Consider the following 18,085-nt stretch of genomic DNA (forward strand, 5'->3'; position numbering starts at 1 on the left):
AGCCGTTTTCCGGTTTCCGGCCGGGCCGACGGCTCAGCGGCGGTGCCGCCCGCCGGAGGAGGGGTTGCCGCCCGCCCTGCGCCGTCCGCCGCCGGGCTGCGCCCCGGGCCGGCCGCCGTGGCCGTCGCTCTGCTCCGGGTGGCCGTCGTGCCGGCCGTACGCCCCGTACTGGCCGGGCTGAGCGGGCTGACCGTACGGGTCGTACGCGCCCTGCTGTCCGTACTGGCCCTGGGCGGGCTGCCCGTACTGGCCGTGCTGCCCGTACCCGTCAGGCTGTCCGTACTGGTCGTGCTCGCCGTACCCGTCGTACTGACCCTGCTGACCGTAGTGGCCGTGCTCCCCATGGTCGCCGTGCTCGGCGGCCGCGAGCGCGGCGCGCTCCTCCGCGAGGCCGAAGCGCGCCAGCAGCGGTGCCACCACCGGCAGCGTGTCGAGCCTCGGCAGCAGCCAGGCGTGCCACACACCCGTGATGAAGAGGATGGCGGAGCCCGCGATCAGCACCGAGCCGAAGGTGTCGGTGGGGTAGTGGGCGCCGATGTACATCCGGGAGAAGGCGACGAGCAGCACCGCGAAGACGCCGCCGACCACGACGGTACGGCGGTACCGGGTCTCGCGGAGGAGGAAGTACGCGGCCACGACGGCGGCGACGGTGAAGGCGGTGTGACCGCTGGGGAAGCTGTTGGAGCCGATCTCCGGGTCGAGGGAGAACTGCCGCGGCGGCCGCTCACGGGCCACGATGGCCTTGGCGATCTGGGTGCTGTTCCAGCCGACGGCGACCACGAGGAAGGTGGCGACCGCGGCGGTCGGCCGGCGCCGTACGAACAACAGCCACCCGCTCCAGGCCGCGAGGATCAGCACGCCGGCGACCGGCGAGGCGCAGTAGCTGACCAGTTCCATCGCGTGGTTGAGCCAGGGGGTGCGCAGATTGGTCTGGATCGTCCGGTCCAGCGACAGATCGTGCGGCTGGATCAGCGTGGTGTGCGCGGCGACCAGCCCGAGCACGATCGCGGCCGCGAACAGCAGGATGGAGTTGCGCAACCAGTGGCGCACGTAGGGCATGGGTGGGGCGTCCTTCGTATCGGTACGGCGGTACCGGGGCGGCAGCACGGTAAGCGTACGGTCGGGTGACGGGTACATGCCGCGCGGATGTCATCGGCGCGACTGCACAGCAAAAGCTACACGCGCGGCGTGACACCCTTCCGGCGCGGCCGTGGGCGCACGGTCCGCCGTGTGACAGGGGTCACTGCCACTCCACCAACAGTCGCTCGCCCCGTACGGTCACGGGCGTGCCGAAGGCGGCGCAGGCCCGGGAGAAGCGCTCGCGGACCCATTCCCAGTCCTCGCCGCGCGCCGGCTCGGTGCGGCAGTAGTCGAGCCGCAGCGGGACGGCCTCCAGACGGACCGGCCGGTAGGGCGCCGGGGCCGGGGCGTCCGGTCGCGCGGGGTTGTCCAGGGTGACGAGGAAGAGCAGCCCGAGGTCGTTGCGGAGCACGGGGTCGACGGCGTAGTCGTCGACGAAGTCGCCCATGTCGTGGATCACGGGCCCGGCCACGCCGTGGAAGACGTGCGCGGAGTGCCCGGCGACCAGGGTCGCCCCGGCCGCCAGCAGCTCCGCCGCGGCGACCCGTACGTGATGGGGCGGCACCGAGGTCATATTGGGCCCCCAGTGCGGGGTGACCAGCACGGCGTCGGCCTCCGCCGCGGCCCGCCCCACCAGCTCGGCGAGCCAGTCCGGCACTCCCCTGTGCAGATCCGCGAAGGCCACGCCGGGCCGGTCGGGGCCGGCGGCGAAGTCGTCCGGGTGGTCGGTGACGCCGACCACGGCCAGCCGTACCCCGCGCGCCTCCAGCACTGTGTACGCGCGGGCGGCGGCCACGTCCGCCCCCGCGCCGACGACCCGGATGCCGGCCGCCGTCAGCAGCTCGTGGGTGTCGGCGAGGGCGTCGAAGCCGTAGTCGAGGGCGTGGTTGTTGGCGAGGGTCACACAGTCCACGCCCAGCTCGGCGAGGGCGGCGGCGGCCGGCGGGGGCGCCCGGAAGAAGAAGGGCTTGCCGGGCGCTGCCCAAGGCTCGCCCCGGCCGGAGACGCAGCACTCCAGGTTGAGGACGCACAGATCCGCCCCGGCGATGACGTCCCGGATCTCCTCGCTCAGGATCGTCGCGGGCTCCGGGACCTCCCCGAGCCGCTCGCCGACCCCGCGTCCCAGCATGGTGTCGCCCGCCATCGCCACCGTGATCGGCGCCATCCGCTCCGCCTCCGTCCGGGCGGTGCCCTCGCGCACCCGTCCTCCCCGCAGTAGTACCAAGCCGGGGCCCTGGGGTGCCCGTCACGCTCCGCCGGGCGTGTCGGGACAGCGGACCCCGGCGGACCCCGGCGGGCCCGTGGCGGGATCAGCCGCTCGGCAGGACGGCGCGGAGCGCGGCGTCGAGCCGCTGGGCGATGTCCTCGTCGGGCGCGGCCCACCGGACCGGCCGACGTGGGCCCACTCCCCGTACTGGGTGCGGAACGCCTCCACGGTCTCGGCGGACCCGGCGCTGTAGACGGTGAGGCCGGAACGCCGGCATCCGTCGCCGTCCTCGTTGGCGGCGGAGGCGACGAAGCCGTTCGCCGCCTCGCGGACGGCCGGCCCCAGGTCCGGGTCGACGAGGACCCGCAGTTCGAGCGGCGGATGATGCGCGCAGGAGGCCGAGGGGCCGTCGCCGCGCGAGTCACTGGAGGCGAGCCACCAGACGGTGGCGGTGAGCGCGACCACCACGGCCAGGCTCGCGGCGATCAATCGCGCGCGGCGGGGGGACGGCGGCTTCCGGGGCGGTGACTCCGAGGGCGGCTGAGGTGGCGGGAGGCCGGGCGGGACGGTGGCGGGCGGCCGGGCCAGGACGACGTGCTCGCCCGCGTCCTTCCGGCAGATCTGCGGGCTCCACGCCCTGCGCCCCGCCGTCCGGGCCTCCTTGAGGCCCTCCGTCAGTCGCTCCTGGAGGCCGCCCAGGGTCAGGGCCCGGCCGGCTCCCCCGCGGGGTGCGCCAGGTGCCGGACCAGCTCCGCCGTGTACGGCGTCGGGGTCGCGGCGTCCCCCGCGTCGATGCGCTGGTTCTTCTGCACGGCCAGCAGCAGCGAGATCCTGGCCTGGTCCCGTTCGTCGAGCTCCTCCCAGGCGCCGGCCGCGTTGCCGGCGTAGCAGCTATCGAGGACCACCACGGTGTGGCGGCGGGCGCTCGCGCCCGGGCACAGCCGGTGCAGCGTGTCGTCCCAGCGGATCCAGCCGGGGAAGCTGGGCCCGTGCTCCACCTCGGCGTCCCGCAGGCCGAGCAGCAGCCGGCCGTGGCCGCCCGCGCGCGTGTCGACGATGCCGTGCCCGGCGAAGTAGACCAGGAACAGTCCGTCGGTGGCGTCCCGGACGTGCCCCAGGCGTTGCTCGAACTGCTCGAACTGCTCGACGCCGGGTGAGGGGAGCGACTCTATGCGGTCCTCTGCGAAGACCCCGCCCGCGCGCAACGCGTCCCGCAGCTCCGTCAGATTGCGCTCGACCGCCGCGATGTCCCCGAGGCCCTCCGCCACTTCGAGCGGCCGGTCGCCGGCGTACTGGGACACACCGATGAGCAGGGATCGGGCCTCGGTTCCCTCCCGCCGCCCGGATCCGGCCATCGCGCTAGTCCCGCTCGTCGTCCCACTCCGCGCGGAATCCGGGCGGTCTGTCGTCCCCGGGGGCCTGCCGGCTGCGCACCCACTCCTTGATCGACGCCGTCACCAGGCGCACGATCTCGGTCGTGGTCGCGGCCCCGACCCACTCGATGACGATGTCCAGCTGGGGCCCATCAGGGCGCCGGCCTCAGCGGGCCGGGCGCCCCGTTTGACCTGCGCCCGGTCCTTCGGTTCGGGTTCGCCCCTGAGCCACGCCTCCAGGGACGTGACGTCCCCTCGGCGACGTGCCCGGGCGCGGAGACCCGCACCCTGTGCCCTAATTCGCCCTCTCCCCGCGTCATAACTGGACATGGTGACGCGGAGTGCGGCGTTCGAGGAGAGGCCGGGGAGAGGCATTTCGTCCGCCGGGGCGCTTGCCGGAAGCGAACCGTTGTACGACGCTGTCCCGGCCACCCCGGACCGGCCACCCCCGGCCGGCCCGAGCGCGATCCCCCACCATCACCGCCATGCGCACTCGGCTCACCGCAGAGGGGCTCCGAATGGGCATCCACGGCCAGGACTGGGCCTCGTACCAGTCCTCCACCCCCGACACCAGCGGGCTCTCCTTCGTCTTCGTCAAGATCACCGAAGGGCTCGGCTACATCAACCCCAAATGGGTCTCCCAGCGCGACCACGTCAAGGCGAACGGTCTCGTCTGGGGCGCCTACCACTACCCCCACATGGCCAACGACCCCCGCGCGGAGGCCGACTACTTCATCCGCCAGGCCGCTTGGCGCCCCGGCGACATCATCGTCCTGGACTGGGAGGGCTACGACGACGCCAACGCGAACGTCCCGAAGTCCCGTCAGCTCGTCTATCGCGACGCGTGGCTGTCGTATGTGAAGGAGCTCATGCCGGACTACGCCGTCGGCATGTACTGCAACCTCGAATACTGGCTCAACGTCGATCAGACCTCGAACTGCGGCGACTTCCTGTGGATCGCCACCGCCGGGCGACCGGCCGGCCGGCCCGGCATCCGCGACCCCTGGCTCTTCCACCAGTACAGCGAGGCCGGCGGCGTCGACCGCGACTACTGCCCCCTGGGCTCCACGGCGGAACTCCGGGACTGGAGCCTGTCGTTCCAGCGCACTCCCCCCACCCCTCCCGCCCGCTATACGGAGGAAGACATGTACTCCTACTTCGACGTGCCCGCGAACGCGGACTTCGACCTGCCCGTCGAACCCGCCGGCACCCTCGCCGCGCCGGCGGGCGGCGCCCGCAACGGCCCCATCTGGCTGATCCTCTCCGCCCAGGGGAAGGACGCCCAGGTCACCACCGCCTTCCATGACGAGGGCGGCGCGTGGGGCCGGGCGGCCGGGCCCGTCCCGGTCACCGTCGCCGGGGACAAGCTCGTCCTCCACCTGCCCACCGACCGCGTCGTGGACAAGGTCCGGATCCGTGCCACGGCTCCGTTGACGGGCTATCTAGTGGGACGACAGGTGGCGTAGCGGAGGGGGGCGGCCGGCGTCACGTCACCCGCGGTCGTCCCGCCCGTCCGCGAAGGGCACCGTGCGCCACGGGCTCTCCGGGTCGGCGGCCAGGGCGCGATGCGCCTCCAGGACCTCCGTGTACCAGGCGCCGAACCGCTCCTCGTCGAAGTGCAGGCACCGGCCCAGCACATAGCCGGCGGAGAACTCCTCCCACGAGCCGTACACGTCGCGCGCGGCCTTGGAGACGCGTTCGAGGGCCGTGAGCATCTCGGTCTCCGTGGCGTACCGGGCGCCGCGGCCCCAGCGGGCCATGTTGGAGCCGCGGCCGAGGTCCCAGGCGGCGATCGAGCGCACGAACCCGTCGGGAGGCAGGAGCCCGTCGGCGCGGAACCGCGCCTCGTACCGCAGGACCTCGCCCACCAGGGTGCGCAGGTGCGTCACCAGACCGGCGAACTCCGGGTCGCCGGAAGGGACTCCGTTCTCCCGGGCGCGGGCCCACAGCTCCGCCTCGACGAGGGCGCGCCACCGCTGCGGATCGACGTGGCCGCCCCGGCCGCCGGGCGCGAGCGCGACGCGGGCACCGAGGACGAAGTCCCAGTACCAGGGGCTCACTTCGCCGTCGAGCAGCCGCTCCTGCGTCGCGCGCCAGTCGTCGCGCCCGTGGACGGACCAGCCTGCGGCGATCCGCTCGGCCTCGCCCCGGTAGCCCGAGCCGTGCCAGTGCGGGGTGTTCCACGCGTCGCCGTTCTGGAAGCACAGATGGGCGCCGCAGGCCAGGCCGTGCAGCAGCGGGCCGGGCGGCGGGGCGCCCGTACGGCGGGTCACCACGCGGTCGCCCAGGCCGTCCGGTTCGAACAGGTCGTGGTGGAGGTCGAGCCAGGTCTCCTGTTCTTCGTCATTGGTGGAGAAGTACTCCTCGCAGGGCGTGGCGGCGTTGACCGCGAGGATGTCCACGTCGCCGGGGAGGATCCCCGCGAGGGCCCCGAGCGTCGCGTACTCGTAGACCAGGTGCGGATGCGTGCGCGGCAGCAGGCCGGCGGTGTAGACCTGCGCGGCGAGGCGCCCGTCGCCGAGCGGGACGGTCAGCACGGGGAACTCGTCCTCGCCGGCCGCCCGCGCCTCGTCTAGCCGCACGGGGTAGTAGACGCCCTCGATGGCGAGGGTGCGCAGGTACGCGTACGCGTTGCCGGTACGGGTCAGCCGGTACAGCTGCTGTTCGACGTCGGTGGGCGCCGTCCAGTGGGTGCCGTCCTCGGGGGCGGGGACGAAGGGGAAGACCTCTTCATGGTCCTCTTCGTAGGCGCCCTCTTCGTGGGCATCGTCCCCGGACGCCGTCCGCATGGGTTTTCCTTCCGTTCCATGCCCGTCGCCCCGCTGACGACCGCAAGATCACGCGGGTACGTTACCGGCGGTCCTCGGACGGCCCGGGCGCGGGCCCCCGTCCATCCGGATTCGAGCGCGGGGCCCTAGCGTGCCGGGCATGACCGTCCATTCCGGGGGTACGGGTTCCACCACGCGCGGCGTCGTCGTCACCGGGGCCGGCACCGGCATCGGCCGGGCCACGGCCCGTGCGTTCGCCGAGCAGGGGGCCGGGGTGCTCGTCGTCGGCCGCACCGGGGCCACCCTCGCCGGCACCGCCGAGGGCCTGCCCGGCGTCACGACGCTGACCATCGACATCACCGACCCGAAGGCCCCGGAACTCGTGGTCGGGACCGCGCTGCGCGCGTTCGGCCGGCTCGACGTGCTGGTCAACAACGCCGCCGCCATGGGCTACCGGCCCCTGGCGACCCTGGACCGGCGGTCGGCCGAGGAGCAACTGAGGACCAATCTGCTCGCGCCGGTCCTCCTCACCCGCCGCGCGCTGGACGCGCTGGCGGAACACGGCGGCACGGTGGTCAACGTCGGCTCGTCGGGGGCGCTCGGCCTGCGCTCGTGGCCGGACAACGGCCTGTACGGCGCCACCAAGGCGGCTCTGGACTTCCTCACCCGGACCTGGGCCGTCGAGCTGGCACCGCGCGGCATCCGGGTGGTGGGCGTAGCGCCGGGGGTGGTCGACACGGGAGCGGGGGCGCGCATGGGCCTGACGGAGGAGCAGTACGCCGGATTCCTCCGGGAGATCGGTACCAGGGTGCCGTCCGGCCGCGTCGGCAGGCCCGAGGAGATCGCCTGGTGGATCACCCGGCTCACCCGGCCGGAGGCCGCGTACGCCAATGGCGTGGTGCTGCCGGTGGACGGCGGGCTGTCCCTCACATGAACCGGGAGACGGACCGGCCCCCGGACCCCGGGGTTACCGGGAGGAGCCGAGGACCGCGCCGGCCGGGTCCAGCGCGTCGGCCCGGCGCCGGAAGTCGGCGGCCACGTCGTCCCAGACGGGACCGTGCAGATAAAGGCTGTCTGCCGCCTCGCGCATCAGGGCGGGGTCGTCGGGCCGCTGAAGGATCGCCAGCCGGTAGGCGAGGTTCCGGATCCAGCCGGGGAGGCGTCCTTCGACGAGGCGGGGGGAGAGGTCACGGAGCATGGCGACGATCGAGTCCGCGTCGGCGAAGGTGAGCTCCTCCACGAAGTACTGCTCGTGGTGGTCTCCGCCGCACCCGGGCGCGTCCTCGTACTCGTCGTCGTACAGGCATCGGGCGTGTTCTGTGAGACTGGCGTGCATGATCATGAATTATGACCGGATACCTCCGCACGCCCGGCCGGGACAGCTGTGATCCGGGTCAACCCGGCAGGACGCCTTCGCCGGTGCGGCGACGCCGGCTCGGGGGGTGGCGCGTGGTCCGGGCTGCCCGGAAGGCAGCCCGGCGCGCTGGACGATGCCGGCCGAGGTTCCGTCAGCCCCGGAGTATGCCGTCGAACTGGGCCCAGTTGGACCAGGGCCCGCCGATGGCGGTCTGCCAGCGGTGATAGACGTAGCCCGCCCCGTTCACCCCGAACAGCTCGACGCGCCCGTCCGCGTTCGTCTCCGCGGCGACCTGGCTCAGGCCGCCGTCCATCTGCGCCCATCCCGTCCAGCCGTTGCCCCCGCCGATCTGGGTCTGGGCGCGGTGATAGATATTGCCCGCGCTGTTCGTCCCGAAGATCTCCAGACGGCCGTCGGCGTTACGGGCAGCGGCGATCGACGAGAGGTTGCCGTCGTACTGCTCCCATCCGGACCACGGGCCGCCGGGCCGCCCGAGCTGCCAGCGGTGGAAGACGTTTCCGGCGCTGTTGACGCCGAACAGCTCCAGCCGCCCGTCGCCGTTCGTCTCCGCGGCGACCTGGCTCAGGCCGCCGTCCATCTGTTCCCAGCCCGACCACGGACCGCCGATGGCGGTCTGCCAGCGGTGGTAGATGTATCCGGCGCTGTTCGTACCGAAGATCTCCAGACGGCCGTCGGCGTTGCGGGTCGCGGCGATCGACGTCAGATTCCCGTCGAACTGCTCCCAGCCGGACCATCCTGCGCCCGGCGACGTCTGCCAGCGGTGGTAGATGTTCCCCGCCCCGTTGACGCCGAACAGCTCGACGCGCCCGTCCGCGTTCGTCTCGGCCGCCACGGCGCGCAGGGCCCCGTCGAATTGCTCCCAGCCCGTCCAGACACCGCCGATGACGAGGGCCTGGGCACGGTGGTAGATCGTGTCCCCGGGGTTCGTCCCGAAGAGCTCCAGGCGTCCGTCGGCGTTCCGAGCCGCCGCGATGGACGACCCGAACACGGCGGCCGACGCGGCCGGCCCCGAACGGGCGGCGGCCGACCCGACCCCCGGAAGGGCCGCCGCCAGCGCCGCGACCACGGCGAGGACGACCAGTCGTAGCCTACGGGCCGTGCGTCTGTGTCTCTTCCTCGTGCTCCTCATGTGACTGCCCTTCCTGTGCGGAGAGACCACTGACTGCGATCGGTAACAGGGAGGTGCGTGAGCCGATGGGCGTGCGGAACCCGGTGAGGACGCGGCCGCACCCTACTGCGCCGGGCCCGCGACGGACAGTCCGGGGGCAGGACGACCTCTGCCCCGTCCGCGCGGCCCGATCCCGAAGGGGGATGTACGCGGTTCGGCAGCCTGTCCCGGACCACGGCCGAATCCGCCCGCCATCCGAGCAAGGGGCCATGACAGCGACCGGACGGAGCTGTGGTGCCGGCAGTTACGGCCTGCGCCGGAGCTACGGACCGTAACGCGGCCACTGAGCAAGCAGCCCAGATCACCGGCTTGAACAATCCGCCCCGCTCGGGCCTGATCTGAGCAGGCCCGACCGGATCAACTGATCGCCGATCAGGCGTTGATCGCCTGTTGAACACCCGTTCCTAACCTCCCCGAGGCAATCACCCCCGAGGAAGAGGAACGGGCCCGATGAAGGCGTCGACCAAGCAGTCGCTAAAGAAGTCGCACATATGGGGCACTCTTGCCCTGGCCACGCTCGGTGTGGCCGCCCTGCCCGCGCCGGCACAGGCGACCGCGCAGGCCGGACAGCTCGTCGGCCTCGCCGGCAAGTGCCTCGACGTCCGCGGCGGCGTCCAGGACAACGGCACCCCGGTCCAGCTCTACGGCTGCAACGGCACGGAGTCCCAGCGGTGGACGTACGTCGAGCAGCCCGGTGAGACCGGCACCACGATGACCGCGTTCGGCAAGTGCCTCGACGTCGCGTCCAGCGGCACCGCCGACGGCACACCCGTCCGGCTGTGGGACTGCAACGGCTCGGGTGCCCAGAAGTGGGTGCGCCACCAGGGCGACGTCCTGGTCAACCCGCAGTCCGACAAATGCCTCGACGTGCGCGGTGGCAACACCGACGACGGCACCCCGGTGCAGATCTACAGCTGCAACGACACCGCGTCCCAGGTCTGGAAGTTCTCCGACGGCGGCGCCCCGAAGCCGAACCCGGGCCCCGGGTCGTTGCAGCGCCAGGTCTTCGACCTCGTCAACGACTACCGCGCGCAGCACGGCAAGGCGCGTCTGGAGTACGACCCCGTCGTCGAGCACGCCGCCCAGGACGAGGCCGACGAGCAGGCCCGCCGGCAGCAGCAGGGCCACTACATCGGGACGATGGACTCGCTCCGCAAGTACGGCTACCCGCGCTCGTTCAGCGAGGTCGCCGAGAACGCGGCGGGCGCCCGCGGCTTCTGGAAGGACGCCCGGTCGGTGGTCGACGCGTGGATCAAGGAGCCGCTGCACGAGCGGAACATCCTCGACGACCAGCATCGGTACACCGGCGTCGGCGTCACCATCGACGCGAACGGCACCTACTGGTGGGCACAGGACTTCGTCGGCTGACCCGCCCCGACCCCCGCCCCGATACGCATGGACGAGACCCGGATGATGCGATTGGTCGTTGGGCAGCCGGCAACAGCAGACGACGCTCGCCGTCCTGCTGCCGCGCCCCGGCCGGAGGCCGGGCTACCCATCGGGCATAACTCCCGTACAGGCGGAGACCGCCACCGCCTCCCTGCTCCGCGTACTCGACAGCGGAGAGCCCGAGTACAGCGACGCCCGCACCGAACGCCGCACACCGTCGTGGTCCGGGGTGCGACGAATCCCCGCCGGAATACTCCGACAGGGATTCGTCGCCTCACGGGCCGTCACACGCGTCTCTCCTGGACCGTCTGGACGCCCCTGAACGGCCTCGGGCCAGCACGAATGAGATGGCGTTAATCCATACGCGAACTCCGGGTGGCGGCGGCGACCGCGGCGAAGCCGTAGTCGAGCATTTCCGTCTCGTACGACCGGACAGCCTCCAGTAGGAGTGCGCCCGGGACCAGTCGGGAGGCGAGCAGCCCCGCGTCGTGGAGCGCGACTCCCGCGCTGATTCCGGCCGGGGGCATCGGGTGCGCCGCGTCACCGACCAGGGTCACCGGTACCGGCGGCCCCAACTCGGGGCGTTCGGAGATCTGGATGCTCGCGGGCACGAGGTACCCGATGTCGCCCAGCCCGACCAGCGCGCTCAGCGAAGGGTCCCAGTCGGCGAGGGTGCTCACCGCCGACTCCAGCAGGTCCGCGGCACCGAGCTCGAAGAAATCGGGACCGTAGACGTCGGCCGGGGCGGTCAGGCCCCACATGACATAGTCGTCGGCCGCCGGCAGCCCGAAGTCGGCCGGATCACGGCGGAACCGCTGCGCGGCCAGCGCGAGGCGGCGGCCGTCCGGACCGACCACGCCCAGGAAACCTTCGAGCGCCGGCGGCGGCGTCAGTCGACGCGCCCGAGCGGTGAGCGGCGTACGGCCGTAGATCAGCCGGGCGTCCTCCACGGCCACCGAGAAGCCGGACTGCTGATGTTCCGTGCCCACCAGCTCGGCCGCGCGAGGGCCGATCAAGCGGCCCGGCCGACCGGCATCGAGTTGCAGCACGCCGGTGTACTGACGACCGTTCAGTCCGGCCAGGTCCGCAGCCAGCGCGAACTGGGCGCGGCGCTCGGCATCGACAAGTCCACCCTGGTACGGATCGTCGACGACCTGGAGCGCCGCCACCTGCTGAAGCGGCGCCGGGCACCGCACGACCGCCGGGCATACGAGATCGTGATCACCGAGGAGGGCGAGCGGCGTCTGCGGGAGGCGAGCGAGTTGTTCCGTGGTGCGATGCGGGAATTGCTGGAGGTTCTCGACGTTCGGCAACAGCACCAGCTGCACGAGCTGCTGACCCGTTTCGTCGCGCAGGAGCCGACCTGAGTGGGTGTTCCGCGAACGTTCGCCGGGTGCGATCCGGCTGACGGCGGTGTTCGAGAAGGTTCTCCCGGCGATCGACGACGAGTACGCGGCCAGGTACTGCTCGCACGTGCGTGACCTGGCCGTGCCGGCCGCCGAGATCGAGGCTCTGCGAGAGAAGCAGCCTTCCGGCCAGAGAGTTTCGCCCGGCTCGCGGCCACGGCGGTCGGATGCGTGGTGACGTCCGGTCCGGACATTGGAGGTGTGGTGGCCGAGCCTCAGCACCCTGGTGCCATCACACTGAGTAGCCGCTACTCAAACTGATATCTCGTCGGCAAAGTCAGCATCGGTACCGCCGCAGACCACTACCGACCGTCACTGAAGGAGCCCCCGTGAAAATGCTCATCAACGTCGCCGGAAATGACGTTTCCGCAGGTCAGAGGCTCGATTAAGGTCATCGGATCAGCAAAGGGCCAGCAAAAAGGCCAGCCAGGGGCCGTGACGGCGACCAGATGGCGTCGCAGCACCGGCAGATACGACCCGCGCCGGAGCCATCCCTCGTGCAGCCGTGCGATGCCACGGCGTGGTGTGCGCCGTCGCCGCCGCCCGGGGCGGTAGAGATGGCGCATGGCCCGCTTCCCGGGTCGCTCCTCACGTGAGCGGCGACAGCGGCCGCCAGGCTCGTGGGAGCCGTCGGCGCGGCGTACGGGACCGGTGGCGAGCATGCGCAGCGTCGCCGGTCAGATGTTCGCTCTGCAAGTACTGATCGTCCTCGTGCTCGTCGTGGCCGCCGTGGTGACGCTGGTGCTCAAGGCACGCACCGACAGGTTCCAGGCGGCGCGCGCCCGCTCGCTGGCAGCCGCCGAGTCCTTCGCGCACGGGCCCAGCCTGCCGGCCGCGATGCGCGGTCCCGATCCGAGTGCGGTGCTCCAGCCGCTGGCCGAGAGCGCCCGCCGGGCAGCCGGCGTCGACTTCATCGTCGTGATGAACAGGGACGGCATCCGCTACACGAGCCCCCATCCCGAGTGGATCGGCAAGAAGTTCGTCGGCACCATCGGACCGTCGCTCGACGGCCACGTCACCATCGAGCAGGTCCACGGCCCCATGGCGGCCGAAGTGCAGGCCGTCGTCCCGGTGTCGGACCGTGGCAGGGTCGTGGGCATGGTGTCGGCCGGCCTCAACCCCGGCAAGGTGAGCAGCGCGTTCAACCAACAGCTCCCGTTCCTCCTCGGTGCCGGTGCCGCCGCGCTCGGCCTGGCGACGGCCGGGACGGCCCTGGTGAGCAGGCGGCTGCGGCGGCAGACCCACGGCCTGGACCCCGCCGAGATGGTGCGGATGTACGAGCACCACGACGCCGTACTGCACGCGGTGCGCGAAGGCGTCGTCATCGTCGGCGGCGACGGCACGGCCCTGCTCGTCAACGACGAGGCGCGTCGGCTCCTCGAACTCCCCCCGGACGCGGAGGGCCGCCCCGTCTCCGGTCTCGGCCTGGCCCCCCGGATGAGGGACCTGCTCGCCTCGGGCCGTGCGGTCACCGACGAGGTGCTGCCGGTCGGCGGCCGGCTGCTGGTGGTGAACAACCGGCCCACCTACCCCGATGAGGAAGCCGACGGCAGCGTGGCCACGCTGCGCGACTCCACCGAGCTCCGCGAACTCGCGGGAAGGGCCGAGGTGGCCCAGAGCCGGCTGCGGCTGCTGTACGAGGCGAGCGTGGCCATCGGCACGACCCTGGACGTCACGCGCACGGCCGAGGAGCTCACCGAGGTGGCCGTGCGCCGGTTCGCCGACTACGCCTCCGTCGACCTCGCCGACTCCGTCCTGCGCGGCGACGAGCCGCCCCCCGGCTCGTACCGGCAAGCACCGGAGCTGCACCGGGTGGCGGTCACCGGTGCCTACGGCGGCCCCCCGCTCCACCAGGTGGGCGAGGTCTACGTGTACCACCCGAACACCCCCATGGCCCGGGTTCTCGTCAGCGGACGCCCCGTGCTGGTGCCCGACGTGTCGGCCGCCGCCGAATGGCGCGCGGGTGATCCCGAACGCACGCGGAAGATCCTGGAGCTCGGCCTCCGCTCACTCATCACCGTGCCGCTCACGGCACGCGGGGTCCTGATGGGCGTCGCCAACTTCTGGCGCACGGGGGACAGCCCTCGCCTCGACCAGGACGACCTGGTCCTGGCCGAGGAGCTGGCGGCGCGGGCAGCCGTCTGCGTCGACAACGCCCGCCGCTTCACCCGCGAGCACACCATGGCGGTCACTCTGCAACGGAGCCTGCTCCCCAGCGGGCTGCCCGAGCAGAACGCCCTTGACGTCGCCCATCGCTATCTGCCCGCCCGGAACGGGGTGGGCGGCGACTGGTTCGACGTCATCCCGCTCCCCGGGGCCCGCGTCGCCCTCGTCGTCGGCGACGTCGTCGGACACGGACTGCACGCCGCCGCCACCATGGGCCGGCTGCGCACCGCCGTACAGAACTTCTCCACCCTCGACCTGCCCCCGGACGAACTCCTCGGCCGTCTCGACGAGCTCGTCTGCCTCACCGACTACGACACGGCCTCGGCAGGGGACGAACCCGCTGTCGCAGGCGCCACCTGCCTGTACGCGATCTACGACCCCACCGACGGAACCTGCACCCTGGCCCGAGCCGGCCATCCTCTGCCCGCGCTCGTCCGCCCCGACGGCACCGTCGATTACCCCGAGCTCCCCGCGGGGCCGCCGCTCGGCCTGGGCGGCCTGCCCTTCGAAGCGGCGGAACTCCACCTGCCCGAGGGCAGCAGCCTCGCTCTCTACACCGACGGTCTTGTCCGGGGACGCGAGCGCGACATCGGCAGCGGCCTGGCGATTCTCAGGACGGTCCTGGGAGTGCCCGGCCGCATGCCGGAGGAGACCTGCGAGGCCGTGCTCGAGGCCCTCCCTCCCGACCGTCGCAGCGACGACATCGCCCTCCTCGTCGCCCGCACCCGCCGCATGGACGCCGGCCGGATCGCCGCATGGGACGTCCCCTGCGAGCCCTCCGCCGTGGCCGGATCCCGCGCCGACATCACGCGGCAACTGACCGAGTGGGGCCTGGAGGAGATGGTCTTCACCACGGAGCTGGTCCTCAGCGAACTGATCACCAACGCCATCCGCCACGCCGCCGGCCCCATCGGCGTCCGTCTCCTCTACGACCGCACCCTGATCTGCGAGGTCTCCGACACCAGCAGCACCTCGCCCCACCTGCGCTACGCCGCAGACGAGGACGAGGGCGGGCGCGGGCTGTTCCTCGTCTCCCAGCTCACCGACCGCTGGGGCACCCGGTATTACGCCCGGGGCAAGATCATCTGGGCAGAGCAGGCACTGCCGTAGCGAGGAACCAAGCCAGCAACAGCTAGGGCTTGATCCTGGTCGGTTGCGCCCTGATCACTCCTATCGCCGGACCGGCCTCCGGCACAGCCGGCTACCTGGCCCGCCGCGACCAGACCACATACCCCACAAACTCCGACTCCCCCAGCCATCACCTTCGCAGGGACTCTCACCCTGGCCGCCGCGCGCACGACAGCAGCCAGGGAGGTCTCCACCTGATGGGGCTCAATTCCTGCGACACCGGAGTTTCTCAGCGCACCAACCTCAGTACCCTAGGCCCATCACGCTGAGTAGTGCGCCATTGAGCTGGTAGACCGTCAGTAATGTCAGCGTTAGGTCAGCATCAGCACCGCCACGGACCGCTACCGACCGCCAGCGCCCGCCAAGATCAATTAGTCCCTTCATCACAGCTGACCTGCGGAAATGCACGTCAGCGGCCTAACCGTCCGTCACTGAAGGAGCCCCCGTGAAAATGCTCATCAACGTCCCCGAGACCGTGGTCGCCGACGCGCTGCGCGGTATGGCCGCCGTGCATCCCGAGCTGATGGTCGACGTCGAGCGGCGGGTCGTCGTGCGGCGGGACGCGCCTGTCGCGGGGAAGGTGGGGCTGGTCTCCGGTGGGGGGTCCGGGCATGAGCCGTTGCATGCCGGGTTCGTGGGGACGGGGATGCTCGACGCGGCGTGTCCCGGGGAGGTGTTCACCTCGCCCGTGCCCGATCAGATGGTGCGGGCGGCCGCGGCCGTGGACAGCGGCGCGGGCGTGCTGTTCATCGTGAAGAACTACACGGGCGACGTGCTCAACTTCAACATGGCCGCCGAGCTCGCCGAGGACGAGGGCATCCAGGTCGCCGGCGTGCTGGTGAACGACGACGTCGCCGTGACGGACAGCCTCTACACCGCCGGGCGGCGTGGCACCGGCGCCACGCTGTTCGTGGAGAAGATCGCGGGCGCCGCGGCGGAGCAGGGCGCCCCGCTGGAGCGGGTGGAGGCGGTCGCGCGCCGGGTGAACGAGGCGTCGCGGAGCTTCGGGGTCGCCCTCACGGCCTGTGCCACCCCGGCCAAGGGCGGGCCGACCTTCGATCTGCCCGAGGGGGAGCTGGAGCTGGGCGTGGGCATCCACGGCGAGCCGGGGCGGGAGCGGCGGGCGATGATGACGTCCGGTGAGATCGCCGACTTCGCGGTGGACGCGGTCCTGGAGGACCTCCGTCCGGGCGGACCGGTGCTGGTCCTGGTGAACGGCGCGGGCGGCACCCCGCTGCTGGAGCTCTACGGGTTCTCCGCCGAGGTGCACCGGGTGCTGCGCGAGCGCGGGGTGCCGGTCGCTCGGACGCTCGTCGGGAACTATGTGACGTCGCTGGACATGGCCGGCGCGTCGGTGACGCTGTGCCAGGTCGACGACGAGCTGCTGCGTTTGTACGACGCCCCTGTACGGACGCCCGCGCTGCGCTGGGGGATGTGAGCGGCGGCCCTCGTCACGCGCCGGGCTCGGCCCCGTACCAGACGGTCGTGACGTTGCAGAACTCGCGGATCCCGTGCCCCGACAGCTCCCGCCCGTAGCCCGAGCGCTTCACGCCGCCGAAGGGCAGGGCGGGGTGGGAAGCGGTCATCCCGTTGAAGAAGACGCCGCCGGCCTCCATGTCCCGGACGAACCGCCGCTGTTCCTCCTCGTCGCGCGTCCAGACGTTGGAACTCAGCCCGAAGGGGCTGTCGTTGGCCAGGGCGATCGCCTCGTCGACGCCGTCCACGCGGTACAACGTGGCCACCGGGCCGAAAGCCTCCTCGCGGTGGACGCGCATCTCGGGGGTGATCCCGGCGAGGACGGTCGGCTCGTAGTACCAGCCGCGTTCGTGCCCGGGCGGCCTGCGCCCGCCGCACAGGGCCGTGGCGCCGTGCCGCAGCGCGTCGTCGACGAGCTCCTCGAGGTCGGCGCGGCCGCGCTCGGTGGCGAGGGGGCCGACGTCGGTGGACCCGGCCATGGGGTCGCCGACGGTGAGGCCCTCCATCAGGGCGGTGAAGCGCTCGGCGAAGGCGTCGTAGACGTCGGTGTGGACGATGAAGCGCTTGGCGGCGATGCAGGACTGGCCGTTGTTCTGGACGCGGGCGGTCACGGCCGTCCGTACGGCGCGGGCGAGGTCGGCGGACGGGAGGACGACGTACGGGTCGCTGCCGCCGAGCTCCAGGACGGTCTTCTTGACCTCGTCCCCGGCGACGGCGGCCACCGCACGGCCGGCCGGTTCGCTGCCGGTGAGGGTCGCGGCGGCGACCCTCGGGTCGCGCAGGACGGCCTCGACGGCGCCCGAGCCGATCAGCAGGGTCTGGAAGCACCCCTCGGGGAATCCGGCGCGCAGGAAGAGGTCCTCCAGGTAGAGGGCGGTCTGCGGCACGTTCGAGGCGTGCTTGAGCAGCCCGACGTTGCCCGCCATCAGGGCGGGGGCGGCGAACCGGACGACCTGCCAGAGCGGGAAGTTCCACGGCATGACCGCGAGGACCACGCCGAGCGGGCGGTAGTGGACGCGGGCGGCGGTCGCCCCGGCGTCGCGCGCCTCGGCCTCGGGCGGCACCTCGTCGGCCAGCAGGGCCTCGGCGTGCCCGGCGTACCAGCGCATCGCCTTCGCGCACTTCGTGGCCTCGGCCCGGGCGGCGGCCAGCGGCTTGCCCATCTCGGTCGTCATGGTGCGGGCGATGTCGTCACGGTCGTCGTCCAGGAGCTGGGCGGCGTGCCGCAGCATCCGGGACCGTTCGGCGAAATCGGTCGTGCGGTGGTGGCGGAAGGCCGCGTCGGCCGCGGCCAGGCGCCGTTCGACGTCCTCGGGGCCCAGCTCGGCGAACGTCTTGAGGGTCTCGCCGGTCGCGGGGTTCACCGTTGCGATGGGCATGCCTCGACTCTGCGACGCTCCGCCCGGCCGCGCAAGGCGTACACGCGCCGGGCGGGGACCCGAGCCCCGTTCGGAGGCGGGGTCGCCATGCGGCCCGCACAGGTGAGGGCGGTGTGGGGGGGGGGGGGGCCGCAGCCCCCGGGCCCCGGGACCCCGCGATAGAGGCG

The 18,085-nt window shown here is 72.3% G+C and carries 16 protein-coding genes; 7 read left to right on the forward strand and 9 right to left on the reverse strand.

Going from position 1 to position 18,085, the window contains the following annotated elements:
* Window positions 1–33: 33 nt before the first annotated feature.
* The 4 genes from AB0E98_RS16130 to AB0E98_RS16145 all read right to left on the reverse strand — a co-directional run bounded on the left by AB0E98_RS16130 (window position 34) and on the right by AB0E98_RS16145 (window position 3,642).
* Window positions 34–1,059, reverse strand: coding sequence for a phosphatase PAP2 family protein (locus AB0E98_RS16130; protein ID WP_361702634.1), 1,026 nt, complete (start codon window positions 1,057–1,059; stop codon window positions 34–36).
* Between the two features lie 181 nt (window positions 1,060–1,240).
* Complete coding sequence (locus tag AB0E98_RS16135) at window positions 1,241–2,281, reverse strand: CapA family protein (protein ID WP_361702636.1); 1,041 nt, start codon at window positions 2,279–2,281, stop codon at window positions 1,241–1,243.
* 45 nt (window positions 2,282–2,326) lie between these two features.
* On the reverse strand, window positions 2,327–2,752 hold the full coding sequence (locus AB0E98_RS16140) for a hypothetical protein (protein ID WP_361702638.1): 426 nt from the start codon (window positions 2,750–2,752) through the stop codon (window positions 2,327–2,329).
* A gap of 236 nt (window positions 2,753–2,988) precedes the next feature.
* Window positions 2,989–3,642 carry a hypothetical protein gene (locus tag AB0E98_RS16145; protein WP_361702640.1) on the reverse strand — a complete coding sequence of 218 codons (654 nt, stop codon included), beginning with the start codon at window positions 3,640–3,642 and terminating at the stop codon, window positions 2,989–2,991.
* A 503-nt stretch (window positions 3,643–4,145) separates the two neighbouring features.
* Between AB0E98_RS16145 and AB0E98_RS16150 the strand changes: the two genes are divergently transcribed.
* Window positions 4,146–5,126: a glycoside hydrolase family 25 protein gene (locus AB0E98_RS16150; RefSeq protein ID WP_361702642.1), complete on the forward strand. Its 981-nt coding sequence runs from the start codon at window positions 4,146–4,148 to the stop codon at window positions 5,124–5,126.
* Window positions 5,127–5,150: 24 nt separating this feature from the next.
* Here AB0E98_RS16150 and AB0E98_RS16155 read toward each other — a convergent pair whose 3' ends face one another.
* On the reverse strand, window positions 5,151–6,449 hold the full coding sequence (locus AB0E98_RS16155) for a DUF1266 domain-containing protein (protein WP_361702644.1): 1,299 nt from the start codon (window positions 6,447–6,449) through the stop codon (window positions 5,151–5,153).
* Window positions 6,450–6,588: 139 nt separating this feature from the next.
* Here AB0E98_RS16155 and AB0E98_RS16160 point away from each other — a divergent pair, with 139 nt between their 5' ends.
* Entirely contained in the window at window positions 6,589–7,362 is a 774-nt protein-coding gene (locus AB0E98_RS16160) for an SDR family oxidoreductase (protein WP_361702646.1), read from the forward strand.
* A 33-nt stretch (window positions 7,363–7,395) separates the two neighbouring features.
* On the opposite strand, the gene AB0E98_RS16165 is transcribed toward AB0E98_RS16160, so the two are convergent.
* The gene (locus AB0E98_RS16165) at window positions 7,396–7,764 is read right to left on the reverse strand and encodes a hypothetical protein (protein WP_361702647.1); all 369 of its coding nucleotides are present in this window, start codon (window positions 7,762–7,764) and stop codon (window positions 7,396–7,398) included.
* 172 nt (window positions 7,765–7,936) lie between these two features.
* Entirely contained in the window at window positions 7,937–8,935 is a 999-nt protein-coding gene (locus AB0E98_RS16170; protein WP_361702649.1) for a tectonin domain-containing protein, read from the reverse strand.
* 489 nt (window positions 8,936–9,424) lie between these two features.
* On the opposite strand from AB0E98_RS16170, the gene AB0E98_RS16175 reads away from it, so the two are divergent.
* On the forward strand, window positions 9,425–10,342 hold the full coding sequence (locus tag AB0E98_RS16175) for an RICIN domain-containing protein (protein WP_361702651.1): 918 nt from the start codon (window positions 9,425–9,427) through the stop codon (window positions 10,340–10,342).
* 374 nt (window positions 10,343–10,716) lie between these two features.
* On the opposite strand, the gene AB0E98_RS16180 is transcribed toward AB0E98_RS16175, so the two are convergent.
* On the reverse strand, window positions 10,717–11,352 hold the full coding sequence (locus tag AB0E98_RS16180; RefSeq protein ID WP_361702653.1) for a hypothetical protein: 636 nt from the start codon (window positions 11,350–11,352) through the stop codon (window positions 10,717–10,719).
* On the opposite strand from AB0E98_RS16180, the gene AB0E98_RS16185 reads away from it, so the two are divergent.
* The 4 genes from AB0E98_RS16185 to dhaK all read left to right on the forward strand — a co-directional run bounded on the left by AB0E98_RS16185 (window position 11,338) and on the right by dhaK (window position 16,501).
* Entirely contained in the window at window positions 11,338–11,730 is a 393-nt protein-coding gene (locus AB0E98_RS16185; protein WP_361702654.1) for a MarR family winged helix-turn-helix transcriptional regulator, read from the forward strand. The genes AB0E98_RS16180 and AB0E98_RS16185 overlap by 15 nt on opposite strands.
* Window positions 11,731–11,734: 4 nt before the next feature.
* Window positions 11,735–11,947 (forward strand): hypothetical protein, encoded by a 213-nt coding sequence (locus tag AB0E98_RS16190; protein WP_361702656.1) that lies wholly within the window; start codon window positions 11,735–11,737, stop codon window positions 11,945–11,947.
* Between the two features lie 482 nt (window positions 11,948–12,429).
* Window positions 12,430–15,045 carry a SpoIIE family protein phosphatase gene (locus AB0E98_RS16195; protein WP_361702657.1) on the forward strand — a complete coding sequence of 872 codons (2,616 nt, stop codon included), beginning with the start codon at window positions 12,430–12,432 and terminating at the stop codon, window positions 15,043–15,045.
* 463 nt (window positions 15,046–15,508) lie between these two features.
* A complete protein-coding gene (gene dhaK / locus AB0E98_RS16200; RefSeq protein ID WP_361702659.1) occupies window positions 15,509–16,501 on the forward strand; it encodes a dihydroxyacetone kinase subunit DhaK in 993 nt (330 codons plus the stop codon).
* A gap of 13 nt (window positions 16,502–16,514) precedes the next feature.
* Here the strand turns inward: dhaK and AB0E98_RS16205 are convergent, their stop codons facing one another.
* A complete protein-coding gene (locus tag AB0E98_RS16205; RefSeq protein ID WP_361702661.1) occupies window positions 16,515–17,918 on the reverse strand; it encodes an NADP-dependent succinic semialdehyde dehydrogenase in 1,404 nt (467 codons plus the stop codon).
* Between the last annotated feature and the right edge of the window lie 167 nt (window positions 17,919–18,085).

It is taken from the genome of Streptomyces sp. NPDC037389 (assembly GCF_040636475.1).
In the GTDB taxonomy this organism is placed as follows: Bacteria; Actinomycetota; Actinomycetes; order Streptomycetales; family Streptomycetaceae; genus Streptomyces; species Streptomyces hesseae.

Excerpts from the sequence above, each read along its gene's own strand:
- AB0E98_RS16130 (WP_361702634.1), bottom strand. The coding sequence starts at position 1,059 with ATGCCCTACGTGCGCCACTGGTTGCGCAACTCCATCCTGCTGTTCGCG.
- AB0E98_RS16145 (WP_361702640.1), bottom strand. The coding sequence starts at position 3,642 with ATGGCCGGATCCGGGCGGCGGGAGGGAACCGAGGCCCGATCCCTGCTC.
- AB0E98_RS16150 (WP_361702642.1), top strand. The coding sequence starts at position 4,146 with ATGCGCACTCGGCTCACCGCAGAGGGGCTCCGAATGGGCATCCACGGC.
- AB0E98_RS16155 (WP_361702644.1), bottom strand. The coding sequence starts at position 6,449 with ATGCGGACGGCGTCCGGGGACGATGCCCACGAAGAGGGCGCCTACGAA.
- AB0E98_RS16160 (WP_361702646.1), top strand. The coding sequence starts at position 6,589 with ATGACCGTCCATTCCGGGGGTACGGGTTCCACCACGCGCGGCGTCGTC.
- AB0E98_RS16165 (WP_361702647.1), bottom strand. The coding sequence starts at position 7,764 with ATGCACGCCAGTCTCACAGAACACGCCCGATGCCTGTACGACGACGAG.
- AB0E98_RS16170 (WP_361702649.1), bottom strand. The coding sequence starts at position 8,935 with ATGAGGAGCACGAGGAAGAGACACAGACGCACGGCCCGTAGGCTACGA.
- AB0E98_RS16175 (WP_361702651.1), top strand. The coding sequence starts at position 9,425 with ATGAAGGCGTCGACCAAGCAGTCGCTAAAGAAGTCGCACATATGGGGC.
- AB0E98_RS16185 (WP_361702654.1), top strand. The coding sequence starts at position 11,338 with ATGTTCCGTGCCCACCAGCTCGGCCGCGCGAGGGCCGATCAAGCGGCC.
- AB0E98_RS16195 (WP_361702657.1), top strand. The coding sequence starts at position 12,430 with ATGCGCAGCGTCGCCGGTCAGATGTTCGCTCTGCAAGTACTGATCGTC.
- AB0E98_RS16205 (WP_361702661.1), bottom strand. The coding sequence starts at position 17,918 with ATGCCCATCGCAACGGTGAACCCCGCGACCGGCGAGACCCTCAAGACG.